This window comes from Nocardioides sp. QY071 (genome assembly GCF_029961765.1).
GTDB lineage: Bacteria > Actinomycetota > Actinomycetes > Propionibacteriales > Nocardioidaceae > Nocardioides.
The window spans coordinates 5,504,100-5,525,375 of the sequence record NZ_CP124681.1; the positions used below are offsets into that span (position 1 = coordinate 5,504,100).

At 73.0% G+C, this 21,276-nt stretch carries 28 protein-coding genes, 1 pseudogene and 1 riboswitch; of the genes and pseudogenes, 13 read left to right on the top strand and 16 right to left on the bottom strand.

From position 1 onward, the window contains the following. Positions 1 to 37: 37 nt before the first annotated feature. Entirely contained in the window at positions 38 to 658 is a 621-nt protein-coding gene (locus QI633_RS26485) for a superoxide dismutase (protein WP_141796614.1), read from the bottom strand. A gap of 152 nt (positions 659 to 810) precedes the next feature. Then, positions 811 to 1,018, top strand: a riboswitch (cobalamin riboswitch). Positions 1,019 to 1,070: 52 nt separating this feature from the next. Between QI633_RS26485 and QI633_RS26490 the strand changes: the two genes are divergently transcribed. From QI633_RS26490 to QI633_RS26500, 3 genes and pseudogenes are all read left to right on the top strand, one after another. Beyond that, positions 1,071 to 2,060 (top strand): ABC transporter substrate-binding protein, encoded by a 990-nt coding sequence (locus tag QI633_RS26490; RefSeq protein WP_282427656.1) that lies wholly within the window; start codon positions 1,071 to 1,073, stop codon positions 2,058 to 2,060. After that, the gene (locus tag QI633_RS26495) at positions 2,060 to 3,121 is read left to right on the top strand and encodes an iron chelate uptake ABC transporter family permease subunit (protein WP_141796613.1); all 1,062 of its coding nucleotides are present in this window, start codon (positions 2,060 to 2,062) and stop codon (positions 3,119 to 3,121) included. The genes QI633_RS26490 and QI633_RS26495 overlap by 1 nt, the downstream gene beginning before the upstream one ends. Positions 3,122 to 3,123: 2 nt before the next feature. Next, a pseudogene (locus QI633_RS26500) lies at positions 3,124 to 3,871 on the top strand (ABC transporter ATP-binding protein); the annotation flags it as partial. Positions 3,872 to 3,892: 21 nt separating this feature from the next. On the opposite strand, the gene QI633_RS26505 reads toward QI633_RS26500, so the two are convergent. Next, positions 3,893 to 4,771 carry a sigma-70 family RNA polymerase sigma factor gene (locus tag QI633_RS26505; RefSeq protein WP_282427658.1) on the bottom strand — a complete coding sequence of 293 codons (879 nt, stop codon included), beginning with the start codon at positions 4,769 to 4,771 and terminating at the stop codon, positions 3,893 to 3,895. Positions 4,772 to 4,928: 157 nt separating this feature from the next. Here QI633_RS26505 and QI633_RS26510 point away from each other — a divergent pair, with 157 nt between their 5' ends. Then, a complete protein-coding gene (locus QI633_RS26510; protein ID WP_260805691.1) occupies positions 4,929 to 5,408 on the top strand; it encodes a carboxymuconolactone decarboxylase family protein in 480 nt (159 codons plus the stop codon). A 6-nt stretch (positions 5,409 to 5,414) separates the two neighbouring features. On the opposite strand, the gene QI633_RS26515 is transcribed toward QI633_RS26510, so the two are convergent. Both QI633_RS26515 and QI633_RS26520 read right to left on the bottom strand, forming a co-directional pair. Further along, positions 5,415 to 5,972 carry an ester cyclase gene (locus tag QI633_RS26515; RefSeq protein ID WP_141796610.1) on the bottom strand — a complete coding sequence of 186 codons (558 nt, stop codon included), beginning with the start codon at positions 5,970 to 5,972 and terminating at the stop codon, positions 5,415 to 5,417. A 34-nt stretch (positions 5,973 to 6,006) separates the two neighbouring features. After that, positions 6,007 to 6,174, bottom strand: a complete 168-nt coding sequence (locus QI633_RS26520; protein WP_282427659.1) for a hypothetical protein — start codon at positions 6,172 to 6,174, stop codon at positions 6,007 to 6,009. Here QI633_RS26520 and QI633_RS26525 point away from each other — a divergent pair. Beyond that, the gene (locus tag QI633_RS26525; RefSeq protein ID WP_282427660.1) at positions 6,173 to 6,550 is read left to right on the top strand and encodes a DoxX family protein; all 378 of its coding nucleotides are present in this window, start codon (positions 6,173 to 6,175) and stop codon (positions 6,548 to 6,550) included. The genes QI633_RS26520 and QI633_RS26525 overlap by 2 nt on opposite strands. Here the strand turns inward: QI633_RS26525 and QI633_RS26530 are convergent, their stop codons facing one another. From QI633_RS26530 to QI633_RS26560, 7 genes are all read right to left on the bottom strand, one after another. Continuing rightward, positions 6,551 to 7,054 carry a CAP domain-containing protein gene (locus tag QI633_RS26530; RefSeq protein ID WP_282427661.1) on the bottom strand — a complete coding sequence of 168 codons (504 nt, stop codon included), beginning with the start codon at positions 7,052 to 7,054 and terminating at the stop codon, positions 6,551 to 6,553. It abuts the gene before it with no gap. A gap of 90 nt (positions 7,055 to 7,144) precedes the next feature. Beyond that, positions 7,145 to 7,534 carry a VOC family protein gene (locus QI633_RS26535; RefSeq protein ID WP_141796598.1) on the bottom strand — a complete coding sequence of 130 codons (390 nt, stop codon included), beginning with the start codon at positions 7,532 to 7,534 and terminating at the stop codon, positions 7,145 to 7,147. Beyond that, a complete protein-coding gene (locus tag QI633_RS26540; protein ID WP_141796597.1) occupies positions 7,531 to 7,827 on the bottom strand; it encodes a metalloregulator ArsR/SmtB family transcription factor in 297 nt (98 codons plus the stop codon). The genes QI633_RS26535 and QI633_RS26540 overlap by 4 nt, the downstream gene beginning before the upstream one ends. A 42-nt stretch (positions 7,828 to 7,869) precedes the next feature. Next, positions 7,870 to 9,291, bottom strand: a complete 1,422-nt coding sequence (locus QI633_RS26545) for a cytochrome P450 (protein WP_282427662.1) — start codon at positions 9,289 to 9,291, stop codon at positions 7,870 to 7,872. Then, entirely contained in the window at positions 9,291 to 9,788 is a 498-nt protein-coding gene (locus QI633_RS26550; protein ID WP_282427663.1) for a GNAT family protein, read from the bottom strand. Before QI633_RS26550 ends, QI633_RS26545 begins: the two co-directional genes overlap by 1 nt. A 1-nt stretch (position 9,789) precedes the next feature. Next, entirely contained in the window at positions 9,790 to 11,028 is a 1,239-nt protein-coding gene (locus QI633_RS26555) for an MFS transporter (protein ID WP_282427664.1), read from the bottom strand. Positions 11,029 to 11,030: 2 nt separating this feature from the next. Then, complete coding sequence (locus QI633_RS26560; protein ID WP_141796594.1) at positions 11,031 to 11,609, bottom strand: TMEM165/GDT1 family protein; 579 nt, start codon at positions 11,607 to 11,609, stop codon at positions 11,031 to 11,033. A 416-nt stretch (positions 11,610 to 12,025) separates the two neighbouring features. Here QI633_RS26560 and QI633_RS26565 point away from each other — a divergent pair, with 416 nt between their 5' ends. Both QI633_RS26565 and QI633_RS26570 read left to right on the top strand, forming a co-directional pair. Further along, the gene (locus QI633_RS26565; RefSeq protein ID WP_282427665.1) at positions 12,026 to 12,541 is read left to right on the top strand and encodes a helix-turn-helix transcriptional regulator; all 516 of its coding nucleotides are present in this window, start codon (positions 12,026 to 12,028) and stop codon (positions 12,539 to 12,541) included. Further along, positions 12,538 to 13,113 carry a hypothetical protein gene (locus QI633_RS26570; RefSeq protein ID WP_282427666.1) on the top strand — a complete coding sequence of 192 codons (576 nt, stop codon included), beginning with the start codon at positions 12,538 to 12,540 and terminating at the stop codon, positions 13,111 to 13,113. Before QI633_RS26565 ends, QI633_RS26570 begins: the two co-directional genes overlap by 4 nt. Here QI633_RS26570 and QI633_RS26575 read toward each other — a convergent pair. After that, positions 13,050 to 13,409, bottom strand: coding sequence for a metalloregulator ArsR/SmtB family transcription factor (locus QI633_RS26575; RefSeq protein WP_282427667.1), 360 nt, complete (start codon positions 13,407 to 13,409; stop codon positions 13,050 to 13,052). The genes QI633_RS26570 and QI633_RS26575 overlap by 64 nt on opposite strands. A gap of 104 nt (positions 13,410 to 13,513) precedes the next feature. Between QI633_RS26575 and QI633_RS26580 the strand changes: the two genes are divergently transcribed. Both QI633_RS26580 and QI633_RS26585 read left to right on the top strand, forming a co-directional pair. Then, a complete protein-coding gene (locus tag QI633_RS26580) occupies positions 13,514 to 14,842 on the top strand; it encodes an NAD(P)-binding domain-containing protein (RefSeq protein ID WP_282427668.1) in 1,329 nt (442 codons plus the stop codon). A gap of 85 nt (positions 14,843 to 14,927) precedes the next feature. Further along, entirely contained in the window at positions 14,928 to 15,356 is a 429-nt protein-coding gene (locus tag QI633_RS26585) for an OsmC family protein (protein ID WP_160158132.1), read from the top strand. Between the two features lie 13 nt (positions 15,357 to 15,369). Here the strand turns inward: QI633_RS26585 and QI633_RS26590 are convergent, their stop codons facing one another. Then, complete coding sequence (locus QI633_RS26590) at positions 15,370 to 16,056, bottom strand: helix-turn-helix domain-containing protein (RefSeq protein ID WP_282427669.1); 687 nt, start codon at positions 16,054 to 16,056, stop codon at positions 15,370 to 15,372. Positions 16,057 to 16,103: 47 nt separating this feature from the next. Between QI633_RS26590 and QI633_RS26595 the strand changes: the two genes are divergently transcribed. Both QI633_RS26595 and QI633_RS26600 read left to right on the top strand, forming a co-directional pair. Then, positions 16,104 to 16,781 (top strand): aquaporin, encoded by a 678-nt coding sequence (locus QI633_RS26595; RefSeq protein WP_282427670.1) that lies wholly within the window; start codon positions 16,104 to 16,106, stop codon positions 16,779 to 16,781. Further along, a complete protein-coding gene (locus QI633_RS26600) occupies positions 16,778 to 17,182 on the top strand; it encodes an arsenate reductase ArsC (protein WP_141796586.1) in 405 nt (134 codons plus the stop codon). Before QI633_RS26595 ends, QI633_RS26600 begins: the two co-directional genes overlap by 4 nt. Before the next feature lies 1 nt (position 17,183). On the opposite strand, the gene QI633_RS26605 is transcribed toward QI633_RS26600, so the two are convergent. Further along, a complete protein-coding gene (locus QI633_RS26605; protein ID WP_282427671.1) occupies positions 17,184 to 18,191 on the bottom strand; it encodes an enoyl-CoA hydratase/isomerase family protein in 1,008 nt (335 codons plus the stop codon). Between the two features lie 33 nt (positions 18,192 to 18,224). Between QI633_RS26605 and QI633_RS26610 the strand changes: the two genes are divergently transcribed. Then, positions 18,225 to 18,845, top strand: coding sequence for a hypothetical protein (locus QI633_RS26610; protein ID WP_282427672.1), 621 nt, complete (start codon positions 18,225 to 18,227; stop codon positions 18,843 to 18,845). 10 nt (positions 18,846 to 18,855) lie between these two features. Here QI633_RS26610 and QI633_RS26615 read toward each other — a convergent pair whose 3' ends face one another. Beyond that, entirely contained in the window at positions 18,856 to 20,334 is a 1,479-nt protein-coding gene (locus QI633_RS26615; RefSeq protein WP_282427673.1) for a SulP family inorganic anion transporter, read from the bottom strand. A gap of 68 nt (positions 20,335 to 20,402) precedes the next feature. Here QI633_RS26615 and QI633_RS26620 point away from each other — a divergent pair, with 68 nt between their 5' ends. Then, entirely contained in the window at positions 20,403 to 20,774 is a 372-nt protein-coding gene (locus QI633_RS26620) for a MerR family transcriptional regulator (protein ID WP_141796582.1), read from the top strand. A 9-nt stretch (positions 20,775 to 20,783) separates the two neighbouring features. Here the strand turns inward: QI633_RS26620 and QI633_RS26625 are convergent, their stop codons facing one another. Beyond that, a complete protein-coding gene (locus QI633_RS26625) occupies positions 20,784 to 21,230 on the bottom strand; it encodes a carboxymuconolactone decarboxylase family protein (RefSeq protein WP_160158131.1) in 447 nt (148 codons plus the stop codon). Between the last annotated feature and the right edge of the window lie 46 nt (positions 21,231 to 21,276).

Consider the following 21,276-nt stretch of genomic DNA (forward strand, 5'->3'; position numbering starts at 1 on the left):
CCGTTGGTCGGTGGGCCCCGGCGTCCCTCAGCCCGCATCAGGCGATCAGTCCGGGGGTCTGGGCGACCGCGGCCTCGAAGCGGCGCTGCACGTCGGCCCAGTTGACGATGTTCCACCACTGCTGGACGAAGGTGGCCTTGTCGTTGCGGTACTGCAGGTAGTAGGTGTGCTCCCACATGTCGAGCATGAGCAGCGGGACCATGCAGATCGGCACGTTCCCCTGGTGGTCGAAGTGCTGGATGATGTAGGGCCGCTGGGCCAGCGTGTCCCAAGTGAGGACCGACCAGCCGGAGCCCTGGACGCCCAGCGCGTTGGCCTGGAAGTGGGCGCGGAACCTGTCGAAGCCACCGAAGTGCTCCTCGATCGCCTGCGCCAGCTCGCCGGTCGGCTTGTCGCCGCCGTCGGGTGACATGTTGGGCCAGAACACGGAGTGGTTGACGTGGCCGCCGAGGTGGAACGCCAGGTTCTTCTCGAGCGTCGAGAGGCTGCCGAAGGACTCCTGCTCGCGTGCCTCCGCGAGCTGCTCGACGGCGGTGTTGATGCCGGTGACGTAGGCGTTGTGGTGCTTGCCGTGGTGCAGCTCCATGATCTCGCCCGAGATGTAGGGCTCCAGGGCGGCGTAGTCGTAGGGCAGGTCGGGCAGCGCATAGACGGACATGTCGCAAGCCTTTCGCTATTGCAAGTTATTTGCAACAATCGGACCGGGACTTGCTACCCCTGCGGGGCGTCCCCCACCACTCGCCCGGGCGGGCACGAGGTGGGGGCGCCCCGCGTCCGTCCAGAACCCCCGGAGCGGCCGGGAGCGCCCGTGCTAGCGTCCGCCCTGCCAGTCGTGCTCACGAGCATCGTGAGTCAGGGAACCCGGTGGAAGTCCGGGACTGACGCGCAGCGGTGAGGGTGACGGGCGGGGCAGCACGCCACTGGCGACGCACGGCAGACACTCGGCCGGCGTTGCTGGGAAGGCGCTCCGTCCGGTCGATCCCGAGTCCGAAGACCTGCTGGCCGTGGATCCTCCAGGGTCCGCGTCACCCACCCACACAGGCTTCGCGCAAGAGCCTCGGACCGAAAGAGTGACCGTGACGTTCCGTCGTACCCGCTTCCTGGCTGCCCTCGCCGCACTCCCCCTGCTCATCACCGCCTGTGCCGGCGCCCCCGAGGCACGGGAGAGGATCGCCACCGCCGCCGGCTTCCCCGTCGAGGCGAGCGGTTGCGGCTTCACTGCCACCGTCGCCGCGCCGCCCGAGCGCGCGGTCACCATGAACCAGGGCGCCACCGAGGTGATGCTGGCGCTCGACCTGTCCGACCGGATGGTGGGGACGGCGTACCTCGACGACGCGGTGCCGGAGAAGTGGCAGGAGACGTACGACGCGGTGCCGGTGCTGTCGAAGGAGTACCCCGACCACGAGACGCTGCTCGCCGCGAAGCCCGACTTCGTCTACGGCTCCTACGCCAGCGCGTTCGCCGCCGAGTCGGCCGGGACGCAGGACGAGCTCGCGGACCTCGGGATCGGCTCCTTCCTGTCCCTGTTCGGCTGCGGCGAGAACCGGCCGAGCGCCGACGTCTCGTTCGACTCGGTCTGGGACGAGATCGAGACGGTCGCCGACGTCTTCGGCGTTCCCGAGCGGGCCGCCGCCCTCGAGAGGGAGCAGCAGGGACAGCTCGACGAGCTGGCCGCGACGAAGCCGGGCGCCGGCCTGGACGTGTTCTGGTACGACTCCGGCGACAAGACGGCGTTCGCCGGCACCGGCGACGGCGGCCCACAGCTGATCCTCGATGCCGTCGGCGCGACCAACGTCTTCGCCGACGTCGAGGGCGGCTGGGCCGACGTCAGCTGGGAGGAGGTCGTCGCGGCCGACCCCGACGTGATCGTGGTGGCCGACGCGGGCTGGTCGAGCGCCGAGGAGAAGATCGCGCTGCTCGAGAAGGACCCGGTGCTCAAGAGCCTGCGGGCCGTCCAGGCGGAGGCGTACGTCGTGCTGCCCTTCTCCGAGACCACGCCCGGCGTCCGGCTCGCCGACGGTGCGGTGTCGGTCGGCACGCAGCTCGCCGAGCTCGGCTGATGCTGCGGCCGGTCCGTCCCGCGCGGAGCCGGCCGGGCGCCGGCCTCGTGGTGGGCACCGCGCTGGCCGCGCTGCTCGCGGTGTCCGTCGTCGTCGCCGTCGGCATCGGCTCGGTCCACGTCCCATCCGGCGACGTCGTCGACGTCGTGCTCGCTCGGCTGGGGCTCCCGGTGGACGGCGTGACGGTGATCGATGACCGGATCGTGTGGCAGCTGCGCCTGCCCCGGGTCGTCGGCGCCGCCGCCACCGGGGCCGGGCTCGCGATCGCCGGCGCGGTGCTCCAGTCACTGACCCGCAACGACCTGGCCGACCCGTACCTGCTGGGCATCTCCGGCGGCGCGACGGTCGGCGCGGTCAGCGTGATCGTGCTCGGCGTGAGCGTGGCCGGACTGGCAGGAGGTGCCGCGCTCGGCGCCGGCGCCTTCGTCGGCGCCCTGCTGGCACTGGCGCTGGTGCTCGTGCTGGCGACCGGCCGCACGGGCGACCTGCCGCCCCCACGCACCGTGCTGGCCGGTGTCGCGATCGGGCAGATCTGCGCGGCGTACACGTCCTTCGTCGTGATGGTCAGCGGCGACCACGACTCCGCCCGCCGCGTGCTCGCCTGGACGATGGGCTCACTCGCCGGCGTCCGCTGGCAGAGCGCGACCCTCCTGCTCGTGGTCGCCGTCCTCGCGCTGGTCGCGATCCTCGCTTGCTCCTCGGACCTGGACGCCTTCGCGTTCGGCGACGCCGCGGCATCGTCGCTGGGTGTCTCGGTGCGGCGCGCGCGCTGGCTGCTGATGGTCGGTACCGCGCTGCTGACCGCCTGCCTGGTGGCCCACACGGGTGCGATCGGCTTCGTGGGACTGGTCGTCCCGCACGTCGTACGGCTGGTCGTGGGGCCGCTGCACCGCCGGCTGCTGCCGCTCAGCGCGCTCGCGGGTGCCGTGCTCCTGATCTGGGCAGACACCGCGGCCCGCTCACTGCTCGACGGCCAGGAGATCCCGATCGGCGTGGTGACGGCGGTCCTCGGCGCACCACTGTTCGCCTACCTGCTGCGCCGGGAGTCGAGGTCGCAGTGAGCCTGCGCGCCGAGGACCTGACCTGGGGTGTCGCCGGCCGGACGATCGTCCACGACGTCGACCTCGACTGCCCCGAGGGCACCGTGACGGGTCTGCTCGGACCCAACGGATCGGGGAAGACCTCGCTGCTGCACGTGCTGGCCGGCCTGCGCCGACCAGGCGGCGGCACGGTCGAGCTCGCCGGCGAGGACGTCCACCGGATGCCGGCCCGCTCCCGTGCCCGGCGGATCGCCTTCCTCGAACAGCACGCCTCGACGACGCTGCCACTCACCGCCCGTCAGGTGGTCGAGCTGGGCCGGATCCCGCACCGCGGCCGGTGGCCGGCGGCACGCGACGAGGGCGCAGCCGAGATCGCGGCGGCGATGCGGCTCGGTGGGGTGGCGCACCTGGCCGAGCGCACCTGGTCCACGCTCTCCGGCGGCGAGCGGCAGCGGGTCCAGCTGGCGCGGGCCCTCACCCAGCGACCCGACCTGCTCGTCCTCGACGAGCCGACCAACCACCTCGACCTGGCCCACCAGATCGACCTGCTCGCCACCGTCCGGGCGCTCGGCCTGACGACCATCGCAGCCCTGCACGACCTCGACCTGGCCGCGGCGTTCTGTGACCGTCTGATCGTGCTGCGCGAGGGCCGGGTGGTGGCCGCGGGGCCGCCGGCCGACGTACTGACCGCGGAGCTGGTCCGCGACGTGTACGGCGTCGAGACCACCGTCGCGCGCCACGACCACTCGGGCCGGCTGCACGTGGTCTGGCACGACCCGCGGGCGGCCCGCGTCAGGGTGCCGTGACCTGAGCAAGCACGTCGGGGTCGGTCCAGGTGTCGACGCCGACGATCCGGCCCTCGGCCACGGTGAACGCCATGACGCTGAACAGCTCGTCGTGCAGCGTGATGACGACGCCCGCTCGCCCGTTGACGAGCACCGGGTGCACGAACCGGTCGGGGTGGGCGAACATGAGGGCGTTGCGGGCGATCGTCTCGGCGCCCTCGTAGGTCACGACGCCGCCGCGCAGTGCACCCAGGTCGGAGTGCAGCACCGCATCGGGGGCGAGGATGCCGAGCAGCCGCTCGAAGTCGCCGGCGTGTGCCGCGGCGAAGAACGCGTCGACCACCTCGCGCTGGCGCGACGGGCTGTCCGGGCGGACGGTGTCGGTGCCGCGGACCCGGCGCCGAGCGCGGCTGGCGAGCTGGCGGGTCGCTGCGGGGGTGCGCTCGACGATCGGCGCGATCTCCTCGAACGGGACGCCGAACAGGTCGTGGAGCACGAACGCGATCCGCTCCGCCGGGGCCAGCTGGTCGAGCACCACCAGCAGCGCCAGCCCGACCGAGTCGGCGAGCAGGGCCTGCTCCTCGGGCAGCGCGCCGTCGTACGGCGTCACGACGGGATCGGGCAACCGCTCGACCCGCTCCTCGAGGGAGTCCTCGCGACGGGTCGCGCGGGAGCGCAGGGTGTTGAGCGCGATCCGGCCGACGACGGTGGTGAGCCAGCCGCCGAGGTTGTCGATCTCGGCGGCGTCGGTGCGGTGCAGTCGCAGCCAGGCCTCCTGGACCGCGTCCTCGGCCTCGGTGGCCGAGCCGAGCACGCGGTGGGCGACCGTGAGCAGGTGACGGCGGTGCTGCTCGAAGGCCGCGGCCAGGGTGACGTCGTCGTTCACGGATGGTCCTCTCCTCAGGGGTCGTCTCTCTGACCCCGAGCGGGCCGTGGATGTGACAGCCCCGATCTTTTCGCAGTCTCTCGCGGATCCCGGTCACACTCGGCCGCCGCCGCGGGTCAGGGAGGCGAACAACCCACCACGATCCGAGGAGAACACGATGACCACCATCGAGCCCCGCATGGCCAACCCCGCCCAGGTCCTCCCCGACGCCTTCAAGGGCATCGGCAGCCTGCTGACCGCCGTCGCAAAGGGCGGCGTCCCGACCTCCACCCTGGAGCTGGTCGCCCTGCGTGCCAGCCAGCTCAACGGCTGCAGCGCCTGCGTCCAGGGCCACCTCGACGCGCTCCAGGGCGCCGGCGAGTCCGTGGACCGCATCGTCGGCGTCGCGGCCTGGGGCGAGTCGCCGTACTTCGACGAGGCCGAGCGCGCCGCCCTCGCCCTCACCGACGCCCTCACCCGGCTCGCCGACAGCCACGACCCGGTGCCGGACGAGCTGTGGCGCGAGGTGACCAAGCACTACGACGAGAAGCAGGTCTCCGCACTGCTGCTGCAGATCGCGACGCTCAACCTGTTCAACCGGGTCAACGTCGCGGTCCGCGAGCGGGCGGACGCGCCGAGCTGGAAGCAGGCCGGCTGAGCAGGCTCAGCCGAGGTCGGGCGGCACCGTCTCCGTGAGCCGGGGATCGGGGTCGCCCGACGCCATGCCCAGCGCCCCCGCCACGACGCGGCCGAGGGTGAGCAGGTCGCCGGGCTTGCGCTTGTCGAGCCCGGCGACCAGCTGCTTGAGGATGGTCAGCTGGTCGAAGTAGATCCGCTCCGCGACGAGGTTCTCGTCCTCGTCGAAGACGAAGTACGCCGTCATCCGGGTCCGGTGCGCGGACCCGGTCGGCGGCATCCTCCCGAGCGGGCCGAGGTGGGTTCCCGTCAGCCAGAACTCCACGACCACAGCGTCGTGGGTGTGCCGCAGCGCGATGATCTCGTGGTCCTGGTCCGGAAAGGCGACCCGCGTGTCGTGGTAGTAGCCGCGCACCTCGTCGTCGCCGTCGTGGACCGTCATCGACGCGATCAGCTCGTAGTGCGGGTGCGGGAAGGTCGACAGGGTAGCGTCCCAGTCCTGGCGCACCTCGTCGTGGAAGTGGTCGAGCACCAGCTTCTCGCGGGCCTCGAGGACCTCGACGGGCGGCAGTGTGAAGCGGGACATCGGCGACTCCTGGCGGTCCTGGGCGGCGGGGCGGTCAGCGTACGCCGGTGCTCCCGACCGAAGAGGCCAGCAGCCGCACGACCTCGCGCGGCTCGTCGACCCAGAACCCCACCCGCTCGGCCACCCGCGCACCGCGGTGGGCGACCAGGGTGGCCCGCCGGTCCGTGGGGTGCTGTTCGAGGGTTCTAGGGTCGGGCCCCATGAACCTCGTCGTGTGGATCGCCACCGGCCTGTTGGCCGCGCTGTTCCTGGTCTCGGGTACGTCGAAGCTGGCCCGGTCGAAGGAGCAGCTCGCCGCCGATCCGCGGATGGGCTGGGCCGAGTCGACGCCCGCCGGCCTGATCAAGCTGATCGGCGCGAGCGAGGTGCTCGGTGCCCTCGGCATGGTCCTGCCCGGCGCGCTCGAGGTCGCGACCGGCCTGGTCCCCGCCGCCGCCATCGGCCTGGCCGTGATCATGCTCGGCGGCATCGTCGTCCACGCCCGCCGCGGCGAGCCGCAGAGCATCGCGATGAACGTCGTCCTGCTCGCCCTGGCCGTCTTCGTCGCGGTCGAGCGGATCGGCCCGCAGGCCTTCTGATCACCCGGCAGGCGCCTGGAAGATCACGCTGACGTAGACGACCCCGCGCCCGTCACGCCACGCACCCACCGCCGCCTGGCGGTACGACGGCCGCACGATCACCTCGTGGTGCGACGGCGAGTTCATCCAGGCGCGGACCACGACGGCCGGGTCACCGAAGCCCTTGCCGCGCGCGATGATCTCGCCGACCCGGCGCCCGCCACAGTGGCCGAAGACCTTGCCCAGCCCGGGGTAGTGCACCATCTCGTCACGCACCGCCATCCTCCGCGACCGCGACTCGGCGAGGTCGTCGACGCAGTCGGAGGCGGTCAGCCCGTGCAGTCCGCGGCGTGCCCGGCGCCGGTCGATCGCCGCCAGCACGGCGGACTCGTAGGCGTCCCCCATCGGTCGCACCTGCCGGTCGGGGGCGGACGCCGAGGCCTCCCGCGGGCCGGCGGCGACGAGCGCGCTCGTGACGATGAGCAGCGCGAGGACCGCGCGAACCGCGCGGGCGATGGCACGCATGGGGACACCTCCGAGTCGGTGTGGTCCCTCCACGCTGGTGCTTGACCACCGTCGGCGTCAACCGCGGCGTCCACGCTCGCGGCGACGGGATCAGGGCTTCATCGCGAGGATCTGGACGAGGTTGCCGCAGGTGTCGTCGAGCACGGCGACGTACGCGTTGCCGATGTCGGTGGGCGGCTGCGTGAACCGCACCCCCAGCGCCGTCAGCCGGGCGTGCTCGGCCTCGACGTCGTCGACGGCGAACTGGGCGAGCGGGATGCCGTCGGCGACCAGCGCGTCGCGGTACGGCTTGACCGCCGGGTGGCCGGACGGCTCGAGCAGCAGCTCCGGCCCGTCCGGGGCATCCGGCGAGACGACGGTGAGCCACGCGGCGTCGCCGAGCGGGATGTCGTGGCGGACCTGGAAGCCGAGGACCTCGGTGTAGAACTTCCGCGCAGCGGCCTGGTCGTCGACGAAGATGCTGGTCAGGTTGATCCTCATGGGGTGTCCTCCGGGTCGGTCGGGGTGGCGGCCCAGCGCTCGGCGATGGCCGCGAGCGGGGTGCGGTCGAAGTGGTGCAGCTTGGTGCGGCCCTGGCGCTCGGTGGTGACCAGGCCCGCCTCCTCGAGCACCGCGAGGTGCTGGGAGATCGCCTGCCGGCTGGACCCGATCCCGTGCCTCATGGCCAGGACCGTGCAGATCTCGAACAGCGACCGGCCGTCACGCTCGGCCAGGGCGTCGAGGATGAGGCGCCGGGTCTCGTCGTCGAGGGCCCGGAACACGTCGGCGGTCATGGCGCGACGATAGGCAAGTCATTGCTTGCATGTCAACGCCGGTCATCGGCGCAGCGCGACCGCCCGGACCCGGCCGCCGCGACCGGGGATCATCGTCACGTTGCGGTGGATCGGCCGTTCCGGCGCGGGATCGTCGAGGACCAGGTCGGCCCGCCGCACGATCTCGGGTACGACGATCCGCAGCTCCTCCATCGCCAGCGCAGCTCCGAGACAGCGGCGCGTCCCGCCACCGAACGGCAGCCACTCGTGCGTGCCCGGCCTGCGGCCACAGAACCGCTCGGGCGCGAACCGGAAGGGGTCCGGGTAGAGGTCGTCGCGGTGGTGGAGCAGCAGGATCCCCACCAGCAGGCGGCTGTCAGGCGGCACCACGACGTCCCCGAGCTGCCACGGCACCCGCACCCGCCGCCCGATCAGGGGAACGACGGGGCGCACCCGCATCGACTCGGTGATCGTCGCCTCGACGTACCCGTCCGGGTCCTCGCCCGAGCGCACCACGTCGCGCAGGCGGTCGTCGGCGGCCGGCGTCCGCAGCAGCCGCTCGAAGGTCCAGGCGATCGAGTTCGCCGTCGTCTCGTGGCCGGCGAGGACCAGGGTCAGCAGCTCGTTGCGCAGCTCGAGGTCGGTCAGCGGTGCGCCGTCCTCGTCGCGGACATCGAGCAGCAGGCCGAGGATGTCGTGCCGGGCGCCCGGCTCGTGGGCCGCGCGACGCGCCGCGATCACGTCGTACATCGCCGTGTCGAGGCGCCGCACGATCCACTTCTGCGGCCCGACCGACTCCTCGCGGTCGAGGTTGAGCAGCTCGGCGAGCTGGGCGAGCGGACCGACCGAGAGCCGCAGCGTCTGGCGTACGACGTGCCGCAGCCGCGCCTCCTCCGGCGCGGCCCGATGGTCGATCCCGAAGACGCCGCTCATGATCACGTCGAGCGTGATCGCCTGCGTGGTGGCGGCCAGCGGGAAAGCCGTAGCCGTGGTCCAGCGGTCGAGATGGCGCCGGGTCGCGGCCTCGATCTCCGCTCGGTAGCGGGCGATCGCGTCGCCGTGGAAGGACGGCATCATCAGCTTGCGGCGGCGCCGGTGCTGGTCGCCGACGGCGGTGAGCACCGACAGCCCGAGGATCGGGCGCACCGGCGACTCGCCCGCGAGCGAGGGCGCCACGTCGGGGTGGGCGGCGAACAACGAGCGGACGTGCTCGGGGTGCCGGGTCACCACGACCGGTCGCGGGTCGAGCAGGCTGGCGAACGAGAACGCCTCGCCGAGGCCGGCGCCGGCGAAGAGCTCCCCGCCGAGGTCGGCGGTGATCCGCAGGCTCTGCCGCAGCCGGTTCGGGTGCCCGGTCGGTACGGCGGCCGGGCCGGTGGCGCCGGGCGCCAGCGGCCCCGCGGTCGAGGACTCCGGTGGGACGGGGTCGAGCGCGCCCCCGGTGGCGGGCCGTGCGTACCAGGGATCCGGACGGCCGCGGCGCATCAGTCCGTCCGCCCGGCCCAGTCCGCGCGCAGGATGCTGTAGGAGTAGCAGTCGTGGAAGGCGCCGGCGCGCCACTGGGCGCCGCGGACCGTGCCCTCGCGGGTGAAGCCCGCCTTCTCCAGGGCGCGCTGCTCGGCGAGGTTCTCCACGTCGGTGCTGGCCTCGACGCGGTTGACGTTGGTGTGCCGGAAGAACAGGTCGACCAACGCCCGCTGAGCCGCCGTCCCCGCGCCGCGGCCGCGCGCCTCCGGACGCAGCCCGATGCCGATCATCGGGTTACGCGACTCGGGCATCGGGCTCCACTGCTGCCAGATCCAGCTGACGCTGCCGAGCAGCAGGCCGTCGGTGTCGCAGACGGCCATCCCGCCGGGCTCGCGCAGCACCGGGGAGTAGGGCTCGGTGCGGGGCACCCGCGGCCCGAAGTCGTCGAACGGTGCCTCGCCGACCGCCAGCAGCGGCAGGTCCTCGGCCACGACGGGCCGCAGCACGACCTCCATCTCATCTCCTCCGGGTCGTCCGCCACAGCAGCACCGCCGCGACCACCTGCAGCACGCCGATCACCACCGCGAGCAGCCTCACGTGGTGGTCGACGAGCGCGCCCGCGACGGCACCGCCGACGAGGGCACCGATGCCCTGCACGGCGGCGAACACACCGTACGCCGTCGCCCGGCGCCCGGCCGGGACCAGATCGGCGACGTACGCCTTCACAGTGGAGTCCTGCACACCGGTCGCCGCACCCCACACCACGACGCCGGCGAGCACCAGCACGAGCTGGTCGGCGAAGACGCACAGCGGCACCGCTGCGACCAGGACGGGTACGACGAGCAGGACCCGCCCGCCCCAGCGGTCGAACATCCCGCCGGTCGCCAGCGCGGCCAGCGCCTCGACACCCATCGCGAGCGCGTAGACGAGCGGGACCGCGGCCGCGGCGACCAGGCCGGCCTCGACGAAGCGGTAGGACATGACACCGAAGGTCATCAGGCCGGCGGTGGTGAGCGCCGCCGACAGCGAGAACAGGTGGAAGGTGCGCGGCAGGTCGGCGCCGACCGCGGCCGCACGGACCTCGGCCCAGGCGCTGCGCGGCTTCCCTGCGGCCGGGAGGTCGGCGGCGTCCGGGTCGGCCCGGGTCGCGATCGGCGCCCGGCGACGCAGCTGGGCGAGCAGCAACATCGCCAGCGCACCGGGGACCGCGAGCACCGCGAAGCCGGGCCACAGCAGCCCGGTGAGGGCGGCGATCCCGGCCAGCAGCAGCGGTCCGGTGAATGCGCCGACCTGGTCGAGCGCCTTGTGGACCGCGAACCCCTTCCCGCGCCCGGTCGAGGTCGCCATCCGCGCCAGGAGCGCGGACTTGGCCGGGCTGCGGACCGCCTTGCCGGTGCGCTCGAGCACGATCAGCGTCGCGGCGACCGCGAGCCCGGCGCTCCCGAGGAACGGCGTGACGGCCAGCAGCGGCACACAGACCGCGGTCATGGCGTACCCGACGACGGTCAGCCGCCAGTGCCGGTTGCTCCGGTCCGCCCACGGCCCGGTGACCAGGCGGAACATCAGTGCCACCGCCTCGCCGGCGCCGGTGACCAGGCCGACCGTCAGCGCCGACGCACCGAGGCTGCCGAGGAACGGGCCCGCCATGGCCCGCATGCCCTCGTAGACCATGTCGGCCGCGAGGCTGACCAGCCCGAACGCGAAGACGGTGCGCCAGGGCGTCCAGACGGGGCGATCCCGCAGGGTGGACCTCACCCTCAGATCCAACCAGCCCCACTGGCGATCAGCACGAGGCCGAAGAGCGCGAAGAGCGCGGCGGCGCCGTACGTGATGACCTTCTCGGGCAGCTGCCTGCCGAGGACCGCACCGACGCCGATGGCCAGCGCGTCCGCCGCGACCATGCCGAGGGTCGAGCCGAGCCAGGTGCCGAACCAGCCCTCCTGGGTGGCGAGGGTGATCGTCGCCAGCATGGTCTTGTCGCCCAGCTCGGCGAGGAAGAAGAACACGGCGACGACGAGGACGGCGCGGCCGGTGGCGCTGGCGGCCTTGCGCTCGTCGTCCTCGGTCAGCTCGTCGCCGCGCAGCGTCCACAGCGCGAAGCCGAGGAACGCGATGCCCGCGCACACCTCGATCGTGCCCTGGTAGTCGGCGAACGCGTCACCGATCGCGTAGCCGATGCCGACCGACACGAGGTGCACGACGGCGGTCGCGGCGGTCAGGCCGATCAGCACGTCGCGGGCGCGGTAGCGGGTGGCGAAGGTCATCGCCATGAGCTGGCTCTTGTCGCCGAGCTCGGCCACGAAGATCACCGCGGTGCTCAACAAGAACGCGTACATCAGGTTTCCTCTCCGGCACCCGGCCGAGGATCCCGTCGCGATGACGTGCCTTCGACCAGGCACGTCCGTTTCACAACAGGTCGCACAACTGGTCGAAAGTCTCGTCCGCCACCTTTCGGTGGCCTGCTGTGCCGGGCCCGCACGCGGTCCAGTGTGTCGACACAGCCGTTGAGGACTACTCCCCTTCGTGCCTCCAGCCTAAGGGGGCGCCGGGCCGCCCGACGAATCCGGCTCGCCGTCGGAGCCCTGTCGGAGCCCTGTCGGAGCCCTGTCGGAGCCCTGTCGGAGCCCTGTCGGAGCCCTGTCAGGCGGCTGTCGGGTGGGTGGCGGGCGGGTGGCGGGTGCCTGTCGTGGTCCCCGGCCGCGCGGTCGACCACGGTTGAATCTCCACGACCGACGCACGAAAGGCGATCGAGATGAACGAACCGAGGATCCGGGACCTCCGCACCGCACGGGGCTGGAGCCAGGAGCGGCTGGCCGAGGCGAGCGGGGTCGCCGTACGCACCATCCAGCGGCTCGAGGCCGGCAACGACGCGAGCCTCGAGACGCTCTCGCTCGTCGCGACCGCGCTCGAGGTGAGCGTGCGGGACCTGTTCGCGTCGGTGGAGAGCGACCGGCTCGGCATCGCCGTCGACGGCCTCGACCAGCGCATCGCCGACGAGCGGGCCGCCCGGGCGAGGGCCGAGCGTGCCCAGCGCGGCTGGCGCTACCTGTACGTCGCGCTCGGGGTCGTCGTCACCGCCGTCGCGATCATCGCGGTCGGCTCGCCGTCGAGCTCGGGCGAGGTGATCCTGCTGGTGCCGGCGTACTGGATCGGCGGACTGCTGGCCCTGCGGTTCCTCGAGCGGTCGGTGCTCGGACCGCGCCTCGACGCCCGCTTCCCGCTGACGGCGCGCGAGGCGCACGGGGCGCACGGGCAGGAGCGCTCGTGAGCGCGCGAGTACGTCGCGCCGCCGGCACGACCGTCCCCGTCGCGCTGCTCCTGTACGCCGGCTGCCGTTGGCTGGACGGCCGCGACCACCACCACGGTCCGGGGCTGTGGTGGAACCTGGGCCACGCCGCGTTCCTGGCCTCGTGGGTCGGGTTCGCGATCCTCGCGGTCGCCATGGCGAGGCCGTCCCGGCCGTCCGGGCGCGCCCGCGGGGCCGGTATCGCGACCCTCGCAGGCATCGGGGCGTTCACCTGGGTGACGCTCACCGACCTGTTCCCCGGCCTGCCCGACCTGCCGGACCCGCTCCGCCTCGTCGGCCCGCTGCTCTTCCTCGGCGGGCTCGTCACGCTGCTCGCCGTCACGGCCCGAGCGCAGCAGCACCGCCGGTGGTGGGCGTTCCCGCTCCTGGCCGTCGCCGCGACGCTCACCGTCTCGGCGAACCTGGACCTGCTGCCCGTCGCCGCCGTGCTGTTCGGCGCGGCGCTCCTGCCGGCCTGGCGCTACCGCCGTCAGCTGCCGACCGGCGCCAGCGCGCCCGCCAAGGAGCGCAGCGCCTCGGGGGCGACGCGGTAGTAGGCCCAGCGGCCGCGCTGCTCGCGGGTGGCCAGGCCCGCGTCGACCAGCAGCTTCATGTGGTGGGACACGGTCGGCTGGCTCAGCCCGACCGGCTCGGTCATGTCGCAGATGCACGCCTCCCCGTCGGGGGCGGCCGCGATCAGCGACAGCAGCTTGACCCGGGTCGGGTCACCCAGCGCCTTGAACATCCGCGCGAGCGTCGCGGCGGCCTCGTCGCTGACGCGTCCCCCGGTGACCGGGGAGCAGCAGGCCGCGAGGTCGTCGGGCTGGAGGACCGGCAGCGATGAGGTCATGGCTCCATTCTGCATCACCCATTGACATCTGTCGATGAATGCCTAGAGTGATCCCATCGAAGAACATCGATGGACCATCGATGGAACAGGATCGAGGAGTGACGATGAACGAGCTGCCCGTCGTGGTGATCGGCGCCGGCCCCCAGGGCCTGGCGGCCGCGGCCCACCTGCTGGAGCGCGGCCTGGAGCCACTGGTGCTGGAGGCGGGCGCCGGCCCGGCTGCGGCGGTCGCCGAGTGGGGTCACGTGCGGCTGTTCTCCGCGTGGCCCGAGCTCGTCGACGCCGCCTCGGCACGACTGCTCGCACCGACGGGATGGACGGCCCCGAGCACGGGCTACCCCACCGGCGCGCAGTGGATCGAGGGCTACCTCGCTCCGCTTGGAGCAGCACTCGGCGACCGGGTGCGGTACGACGCCCGGGTCACCGGCGTCTCCCGCAAGGGCCGCGACCGGCTGGTCGACGCCGACCGGGACGCGCAGCCGTTCACCGTCCACGTCACCGACGCGACGGGCCACGAGTCCCGTCTCGAGGCCCGCGCGGTGATCGACGCGTCCGGCACCTGGCGGCTGCCCAACCCCGCCGGCGCGGACGGCATCCCCGCCCTGGGCGAGCGGGCCGCCGCGGACCTGCTGACCTCGGCCGTGCCGGACCGCGCCCACCCCGAGCGGTACGCCGGCCGGCACACCGTCGTCATCGGGTCCGGCGACTCGGCCTTCAACGCGATCCACGAGCTGGTCCAGATCGCCGAGGCGCACCCGGGCACCCGGATCACCTGGGCGATCCGGCGCGCGGTCGGCACCGGCACCTTCGGCGGCGGCGCCGCCGACCAGCTCCCCGAGCGCGGCGCCCTCGGCCAGCGAGCCCGGCGTGCCGTCGAGTCCGGAGCGGTCGAGCTCGTCACCGGCTTCCGGACAGCCGAGATCAGGACGCAGGACGGGCAGGCCATCGTCCTCGCCGAGGACGGCCGCGCCCTGCCGCCGGCCGGTGCGGTCGTCGTACTGACCGGCTTCCGCCCCGACCTGTCCTTCCTGTCCGAGATGCGCCTGGACCTCGACCCCACCCTGGAGGCCCCGCGCCGGATCGCGGCCGAGATCGACCCCAACATCCACTCCTGTGGTTCGGTGCAGGCGACCGGCGCCGCCGACCTCGCCCAGCCCGAGTCCGGCCTCTACCTGGTCGGCATGAAGTCCTACGGGCGGGCGCCGACCTTCCTCGCCCTGACCGGCTACGAGCAGGTCCGCAGCGTCGTCGCGGCGATCGCGGGCGACCACGAGGCGGCCGCGCGGGTCGAGCTGGTGCTGCCCGACACCGGGGTGTGCGGCGGCGCCGGGGTGTTCGACGACCCGGCGAGCGCGGGCGGCGGCTGCTGCGCCCCGGCCGCCCCGGCCCCGGTCGAGCTGCTCGAGATCGGCCGGGCTCCGGCCGGCGCCTGAGCGGAGCGCTCCTCGCCATGGGTACTGCCCGGCGCAGGACCGAGGTCCCTACCGCCACGGCGGTCCGGCGAGGAGCCTGACCTGTGTGAGCGCACCGACCGAGTACCACGTCCACGCGACGACGAACACCGACCGGGCCCGCGTCACCGTGGGCGGCACCGACCTCACGGTCGACGCGAGCTGGCCTCCCGGCGAGCCCGGCACGCCCGGACCGGCCGAGCTGCTGGCCGCGGCCTTCGCGACCTGCCTGCTGAAGAACCTCGCCCGCTGTCGCGAGCTCGTCGGGTTCGGGTACGACGAGGCAGAGGTCGAGGTGACCGCCCGGCGCCAGGACGCGCCGCCCAGGTTCGTCGAGGTGCGCTACCGGCTCCGCATCGTCACCGACGAGCCCACACGCCGGGTGGACCTCGTGCACCAGAACCTGCGGAAGTTCGGGACGGTCTACAACACGCTCGCCGCCGTGTGCGACGTGGACGGCACGGTCGAGGCCGTCGGCGCGCCGGCCTCGATCTGAGCCCGCCGCGCGGTCAGGACGGCCGCGCCAGGAGCGGTGCGAGGACCTCGACCCGGCGGGCGAGTTCGTCGTGCGCGAGGTCGAACGCGGCCCGGGTGCCCGCGGCCACGGGGTCGGGGACCGACCAGTGCAGCGCGGCGTCGGTGCCGAGCTCCTCGTGGGCGAGGTCGCAGACGGTGACGAGGAGGTCCTCGCCACCGGTCGGCGTACCGATGGCGGAGAGGTGCTGGGGCGCGACGTCGGGCAGGTCGAGGTGGTGGCGGCGAGCGGTCGCGCGCGCGGCGGCGGCGACCCTGGTCGCGGGCCGGGTGCCGGCCGAGGTCACCGGGATCGCGCTGGCGCGGCGCCACAGGGCGGCGGCGAGGTGGGAGCGGGCGGTGTTGGCCGTGCAGACGAACACGACACGTCCCGGGCGGGCGAGCGACGGCCCCGGCGCGGGTACGACCGTCCCGGGGACCAGGCGCCAGTAGCTGCGGCGGCCGTCGCCCTCGGAGCGGTGGCGGGTCACGACCCCGGCGCCCTCGAGCACCTTGAGGTGGTGGGCGAGCAGGTTCGAGGGCGTGCCGAGGCGCACGGAGAGCTCCGACGACGCGGCGTCGCCGACGCTCAGCAGGTCGACGACCCGGAGCCGAGTCGGGTCGGCGAGCGCGGCGTGGACCGCGACCCGGCGATCCAGATCGAGACTTTGCTCAATGTTCATTGTCTCAAGTTTGACTGAGTGATCTCGCCGCGGTCAAGATGTGCGACGTGAACCTCCCCCCTCTGGCCCGCCGCGCCCTCGCCGAGCTGCTCGGTACGGCGTTCCTGGTCGCGGCCGTGATCGGGTCCGGGATCGCCGCGACCCGCCTCTCCCCCGGCGACACCGGCCTGCAGCTGCTGGAGAACAGCCTCGCCACCGGCGCCGCCCTGGTCGCGCTGATCATCGCGTTCCAGCCGGTCTCCGCGTCGTTCAACCCGGTCGTGACCCTGGTCGAGCGCGCTCTCGGCCGGATCGGCAGCGCCGACGCGACGGCGCTCGTCGGCGCCCAGCTGGTCGGCGGCTGCCTCGGCGCGGTCGCGGCCAACCTCATGTTCGACCTCGACGCGGTCGACATCTCCGGCCACACCCGCGACGGCGGCGGCGTGCTGCTCGCCGAGGCGGTCGCCACGTTCGGCCTGGTCCTCGTGGTGTTCGGGGCGCTGCGCTCGGACCGGATCGAGACAGTCGCGTACGCCGTCGGCGGCTACATCGCGGCGGCGTACTGGTTCACCAGCTCCACCAGTTTCGCCAACCCGGCCGTGACGATCGCGCGGACCCTGTCCGACACCTTCGCGGGCATCGCGCCGTCGTCGGTGCCGGCGTTCGTGCTGCTCCAGGTCGTCGGTGGCGCCCTCGCCGCGCTCGCCCTCCACGTCCTCCACCCCGCTACCGAGGAGTCCCGATGACCGCCACCGTCCCACCGACCGTGCTGTTCGTCTGCGTCCACAACGCCGGTCGCTCGCAGATGGCCGCCGGCTTCCTGCAGCACCTCGCCGGCGACCGCATCGAGGTGCTGTCCGCCGGGTCCCAGCCGGCCGACCAGGTCAACCCGGTCGCCGTCGCGGCGATGGCCGAGGAGGGCATCGACATCGCGGCCGAGCAGCCGAAGGTGCTCACCGAGTCCGCTGTCCGCGAGGCCGACGTGGTGATCACCATGGGCTGCGGCGACGAGTGCCCGTTCTTCCCCGGCAAGCGCTACGAGGACTGGGTCCTCGACGACCCGGCCGGCCAGGGCATCGACGCCGTCCGCCCGATCCGCGACGAGATCCGGCGCCGGGTCGAGGCGCTGGTCGCGGAGCTGGTCTGACTCAGTCGGGCACCGGGCTCGACCACACCGGCGCGTGGTCCTTGTCGACCAGCACCGACCGCACGCCCTCGACGAAGTCGGCGCTGCGGATCATCTCCGCCGCGGTCACCAGCTCGGCCCGCAGGCACTCCTCGAGCGAGCGGCCGCGGCCCTCGACGAGGAGGCGGTCGGTGATCGCCAGGCTGTACGGCGACGCCGCCTCCAGCGCCGCGAGCGTCTGCGCCGCCCAGGCCGACGCCGCCCCACCATCCCCGACCAGCCGCGCCAGCCGCTCGGAGATGCCGGCGAGGTCGGGCGAGCTGAACACCCACTCCAGCTCGGGCCGCACCGGCGCCAGCGACCCGGCCGGTCCCGGGGAGGAGGGTGCCAGCTCGCGCAGCAGCTGCTCGAGCGGGCCGTCGTACGCGGCGATCAGGTCGGGAAGGCGGGCCAGGTCCGCGGCCGAGCAGGCGTGGGTGGCGAGGCCGAGGGCGAGGGCGTCCGCCGCGCCGATGCGCGCACCGGTCAGGCCGAGGTAGCGGCCGGTGTGGCCGGGGAGGCGGGGCAGGAAGTGGGAGCCGCCGACGTCGGGGAAGAAGCCGATCTTGGTCTCCGGCATCGCGAAGGAGGCCTGCGGCGAGACCACGACGAAGGTGCCGTGCACCGACAGGCCCATCCCGCCGCCCATGCAGATGCCGCCGACCAGCGCCACGACGGGGACCGGATAGCTGCCGAGCAGCGCGTTGACGGCGTACTCCGTCTCGAAGAAGCGCATGCTCTCGTCGTGCCGCTCGGCCAGCGAGTTCTCGCGGACCCTGCGGATGTCGCCCCCGGCGCAGAACGCGCGGTCCGAGGCACTCTCCACGACGACGGCGCGCAGCCCGGCGTCACGCCACTCCTCGAGCGCGGCGTGGATCCGCTCGACCATCCCGAGGGTGATCGCGTTGAGCGCCCGCGGGCGGTCCAGCACGATCCGGCCCACCGGCCCGAGGCGTTCGATGCGTACGTCGTCAGTGTCGCCCTGCTGCACGTCCTCGAGTCTCCCAGTGGGAGGCTGGACCCTGTGAACGGGGAGCAGCTGGCGGACTGGCTCGAGGGGCTCGGCCTCGCCGACCACCTGGCCGCGGCCGGGCTGCCGACCTTCGAGCGCGACCTCGGTGGCGTGGTGCGCTGGCACGACCCGGCCACCGGCGCTCCACTGAGCGCGGAGCAGCTCACCGACCTCGACCGCATGCTGCACCAGGACGGCGACGACCCGGCGCACGCCGTACCCCTGGCGCTGGTGCAGCTGCGCCGCCAGGCCCAGGTACGCAGCAGCCTGCTGGCCTCGCCGACCCACACCTACGCGAGCCTCGCCGAGGTGCGCGGGGTGTCGGAGAACGCTGCCCGGTTCGCGGTGCACAAGGCGGCCGAGCGCAGAGCCCTGCTCGTGGTGCCCCACGACGGCGCCGTGCTGGTGCCGGCGTTCCAGCTGGCCGGCGACGGCGAGCTGCGGCCCGAGCTGGCGGCCGTCCTCGAGCCGCTGCTCGCCTCGACGATGGACCCGTGGCAGGTGTGGGCATGGCTCACCCAGCCCGCCGGGCTGCTCGGCGGACAGATCCCCCACGAAGCCGCGCGGGACGACGACGAGGTCGCCATCGTGCGGCACGCCGCGGTCCGCCTCGCCGAGCGCGCGAAGGCCTGACCCGCTCCGGTCAGTGGCCCGCGAGGTGCCCGGTCAGACGATCGTGGAACGCCGCGCTCACGTCGTTCAGGCCCTCGATCTCGACCACCGTGCCCTTCCGGGCGTACTTGGTGCTCACGGCGTCGAGGGCGGCAACGGTCGAGGCGTCCCACACGTGGGAGCCCGACAGGTCGATGACGACCCGGTCGGGGTCCTCGGCGTACGCGAACTGGGAGTAGAGGTCGTTGCTGGAGGCGAAGAAGAGTTCGCCGCTCACCCGGTAGCGGGCGGTCGCGGTGCCGTCGGCCGACTCGACGAGCTCGCGCTCCACGCTCACCAGGTGCGCGACCCGCCGGGCGAAGAGCACCATCGCGACCAGCACACCGACGACGACACCGATCGCCAGGTTGTGCGTCGCGACCGTGACCACGACGGTCGCCAGCATGACGGCAGTCTCGGACCTCGGCATCCGGCGCAGCATCCGCAGCGAGTGCCAGTCGAAGGTGCCGACCGACACCATCACCATGACAGCGACCAGCGCCGCCATCGGGATCAACGCGACGACGTCGCCGAAGCCGACGACCAGCACCAGCAGGAACACGCCGGCGAGGAAGGTCGACAGCCGGGTGCGGGCGCCGGAGACCTTCACGTTGATCATGGTCTGGCCGATCATCGCGCAGCCGCCCATGCCGCCGAAGAAGCCGGTGATCACGTTGGCCGCGCCCTGGCCCAGGGCCTCGCGGGTCTTGTCGGAGTGGGTGTCGGTGATGTCGTCGACGAGCTTCGCGGTGAGCAACGACTCGAGGAGACCCACGACGGCCATGGCGAGGGCGTACGGCGCGACGATGCGCAACGTCTCCACCGTGAAGGGGACGTCGGGGACGAACCAGGCGGGCAGGCTGTCGGGGAGGCGTCCCTCGTCCCCGACGTCCGGCACGTCGACCGCCGCGACCAGCGTGAAGGCGGTCAACGCCACGATCGCCACGAGGGGTGCCGGGACGACGGAGCTGATCCGCGGGAAGCCCACGATGACGGCGATCCCTACGGCCGTGAGCGGGTAGACCGCCCAGGGCACGTCGAGGAGGTGGTCGAGCTGCGCTTCGAAGATGAGGATCGCCAGGGCGTTGACGAAGCCGACCATCACCGAGCGCGGGATGAACCTCATCAGCCGTGCCACGCCCAGGCCGGCGAGCACGAGCTGGAGCACACCACCGAGCAGGACCGTGGCGATCAGGTAGTCGTAGCCGTGGTCGCGCATCACCGGGGCGATCACCAGCGCCACGGCTCCGGTCGCGGCCGAGATCATGGCCGGGCGGCCGCCGAGGAACGAGATCGCGACCGCCATCGTGAAGGACGCGAACAGCCCGATCCGCGGGTCGACGCCCGCGATGATGGAGAACGAGATCGCCTCCGGGATCAGGGCCAGCGCCACGACGAGACCGGCGAGCACCTCGGTGCGCAGCAGCCGCGGCGACCGGAGCGCGGCACGGACGGACGGGGAGTCACTCACGGTCGCCGGACTCTACTCTCACGTTACGTGAGAGTAGGCATCGTGGGACCGTGCGGGAGGATCGGCGCATGATGCAGATCGGCGAGGTCGCCACGCGGACCGAGCTCTCGCTGCGCAGCCTGCGCCACTGGGACGAGGTCGGGCTGCTCCGCCCGTCGGGCAGGTCCGAGGGCGGCTTCCGGCTCTACACCGAGGACGACGTCGAGAAGATCTTCGTGATCCGGCGGATGAAGCCGCTCGGCTTCACGCTCGACGAGATGAGCGCCGCGATGCGCGACCTCGAGGTCCTGCGCGACCCGGGTGCCGCCGGCCGTCACGACGCCGCCCGCGCGCGCCTGGACGCGGTCCTCGCCGACGCCACCGCGCGCCGCGCCCGCCTGGAGACGCAGCTCGCGATGGCCGACGAGTTCCTCGACCAGCTCGCCCGGCAGCTCGGCTGAGCTCGAACCTCACTCCGGGGCGAGCGATCCCTCCGGCTGCAGGTGGGTGGTGATGCCGGACATGTTCCAGGTGTTGATGGTGCCCACGGCCACGATCAGGTCGGCCCGCCGCTCCTCGCCGAGCAGCCGGCCGGCCTCGGCCCACAGCTCGTCGTCGACCGCGTCGATGCCGCCGGTGAGCCGCTCGGTGAAGGCGAGGGCCACCCGCTCGGTCTCGTCGAAGAACGGGCTCTCCTGCCAGGCGGCGACGCCGTGGAGCTTGCGGCTCGGCGTACCGCGGCGCTCGAGGTCGCTGGCGTGCATGTCGACGCAGTACGCGCAGCCGTTGAGCTGCGAGGCGCGCAGCTTGACCAGGTCGTAGAGCACCGGGCCCAGCGACTTCTTCAGCCGGTTGTCGAGGGCGAGCAGCGCCTGGAAGGTCTCCGGGGACGCTTCGTGGGTGCGGGTGCGGGTCATTGGTGTTCCTTTCATGGATATCTATTGTCCAGTTCTGGGCAGGAGC

What these genes read in the sequence shown, in the direction of transcription:
- QI633_RS26565 (WP_282427665.1), top strand. Translation starts at nt 12,026, where the DNA reads ATGAACGAACCGAGGATCCGGGACCTCCGCACCGCACGGGGCTGGAGC.
- QI633_RS26520 (WP_282427659.1), bottom strand. Translation starts at nt 6,174, where the DNA reads ATGGGGCCCGACCCTAGAACCCTCGAACAGCACCCCACGGACCGGCGG.
- QI633_RS26510 (WP_260805691.1), top strand. Translation starts at nt 4,929, where the DNA reads ATGACCACCATCGAGCCCCGCATGGCCAACCCCGCCCAGGTCCTCCCC.
- QI633_RS26545 (WP_282427662.1), bottom strand. Translation starts at nt 9,291, where the DNA reads ATGCGCCGCGGCCGTCCGGATCCCTGGTACGCACGGCCCGCCACCGGG.
- QI633_RS26495 (WP_141796613.1), top strand. Translation starts at nt 2,060, where the DNA reads ATGCTGCGGCCGGTCCGTCCCGCGCGGAGCCGGCCGGGCGCCGGCCTC.
- QI633_RS26530 (WP_282427661.1), bottom strand. Translation starts at nt 7,054, where the DNA reads ATGCGTGCCATCGCCCGCGCGGTTCGCGCGGTCCTCGCGCTGCTCATC.
- QI633_RS26535 (WP_141796598.1), bottom strand. Translation starts at nt 7,534, where the DNA reads ATGAGGATCAACCTGACCAGCATCTTCGTCGACGACCAGGCCGCTGCG.
- QI633_RS26575 (WP_282427667.1), bottom strand. Translation starts at nt 13,409, where the DNA reads ATGACCTCATCGCTGCCGGTCCTCCAGCCCGACGACCTCGCGGCCTGC.
- QI633_RS26485 (WP_141796614.1), bottom strand. Translation starts at nt 658, where the DNA reads ATGTCCGTCTATGCGCTGCCCGACCTGCCCTACGACTACGCCGCCCTG.
- QI633_RS26540 (WP_141796597.1), bottom strand. Translation starts at nt 7,827, where the DNA reads ATGACCGCCGACGTGTTCCGGGCCCTCGACGACGAGACCCGGCGCCTC.
- QI633_RS26560 (WP_141796594.1), bottom strand. Translation starts at nt 11,609, where the DNA reads ATGTACGCGTTCTTGTTGAGCACCGCGGTGATCTTCGTGGCCGAGCTC.
- QI633_RS26580 (WP_282427668.1), top strand. Translation starts at nt 13,514, where the DNA reads ATGAACGAGCTGCCCGTCGTGGTGATCGGCGCCGGCCCCCAGGGCCTG.
- QI633_RS26590 (WP_282427669.1), bottom strand. Translation starts at nt 16,056, where the DNA reads ATGAACATTGAGCAAAGTCTCGATCTGGATCGCCGGGTCGCGGTCCAC.
- QI633_RS26525 (WP_282427660.1), top strand. Translation starts at nt 6,173, where the DNA reads ATGAACCTCGTCGTGTGGATCGCCACCGGCCTGTTGGCCGCGCTGTTC.
- QI633_RS26515 (WP_141796610.1), bottom strand. Translation starts at nt 5,972, where the DNA reads ATGTCCCGCTTCACACTGCCGCCCGTCGAGGTCCTCGAGGCCCGCGAG.
- QI633_RS26620 (WP_141796582.1), top strand. Translation starts at nt 20,403, where the DNA reads ATGATGCAGATCGGCGAGGTCGCCACGCGGACCGAGCTCTCGCTGCGC.
- QI633_RS26625 (WP_160158131.1), bottom strand. Translation starts at nt 21,230, where the DNA reads ATGACCCGCACCCGCACCCACGAAGCGTCCCCGGAGACCTTCCAGGCG.
- QI633_RS26550 (WP_282427663.1), bottom strand. Translation starts at nt 9,788, where the DNA reads ATGGAGGTCGTGCTGCGGCCCGTCGTGGCCGAGGACCTGCCGCTGCTG.
- QI633_RS26600 (WP_141796586.1), top strand. Translation starts at nt 16,778, where the DNA reads ATGACCGCCACCGTCCCACCGACCGTGCTGTTCGTCTGCGTCCACAAC.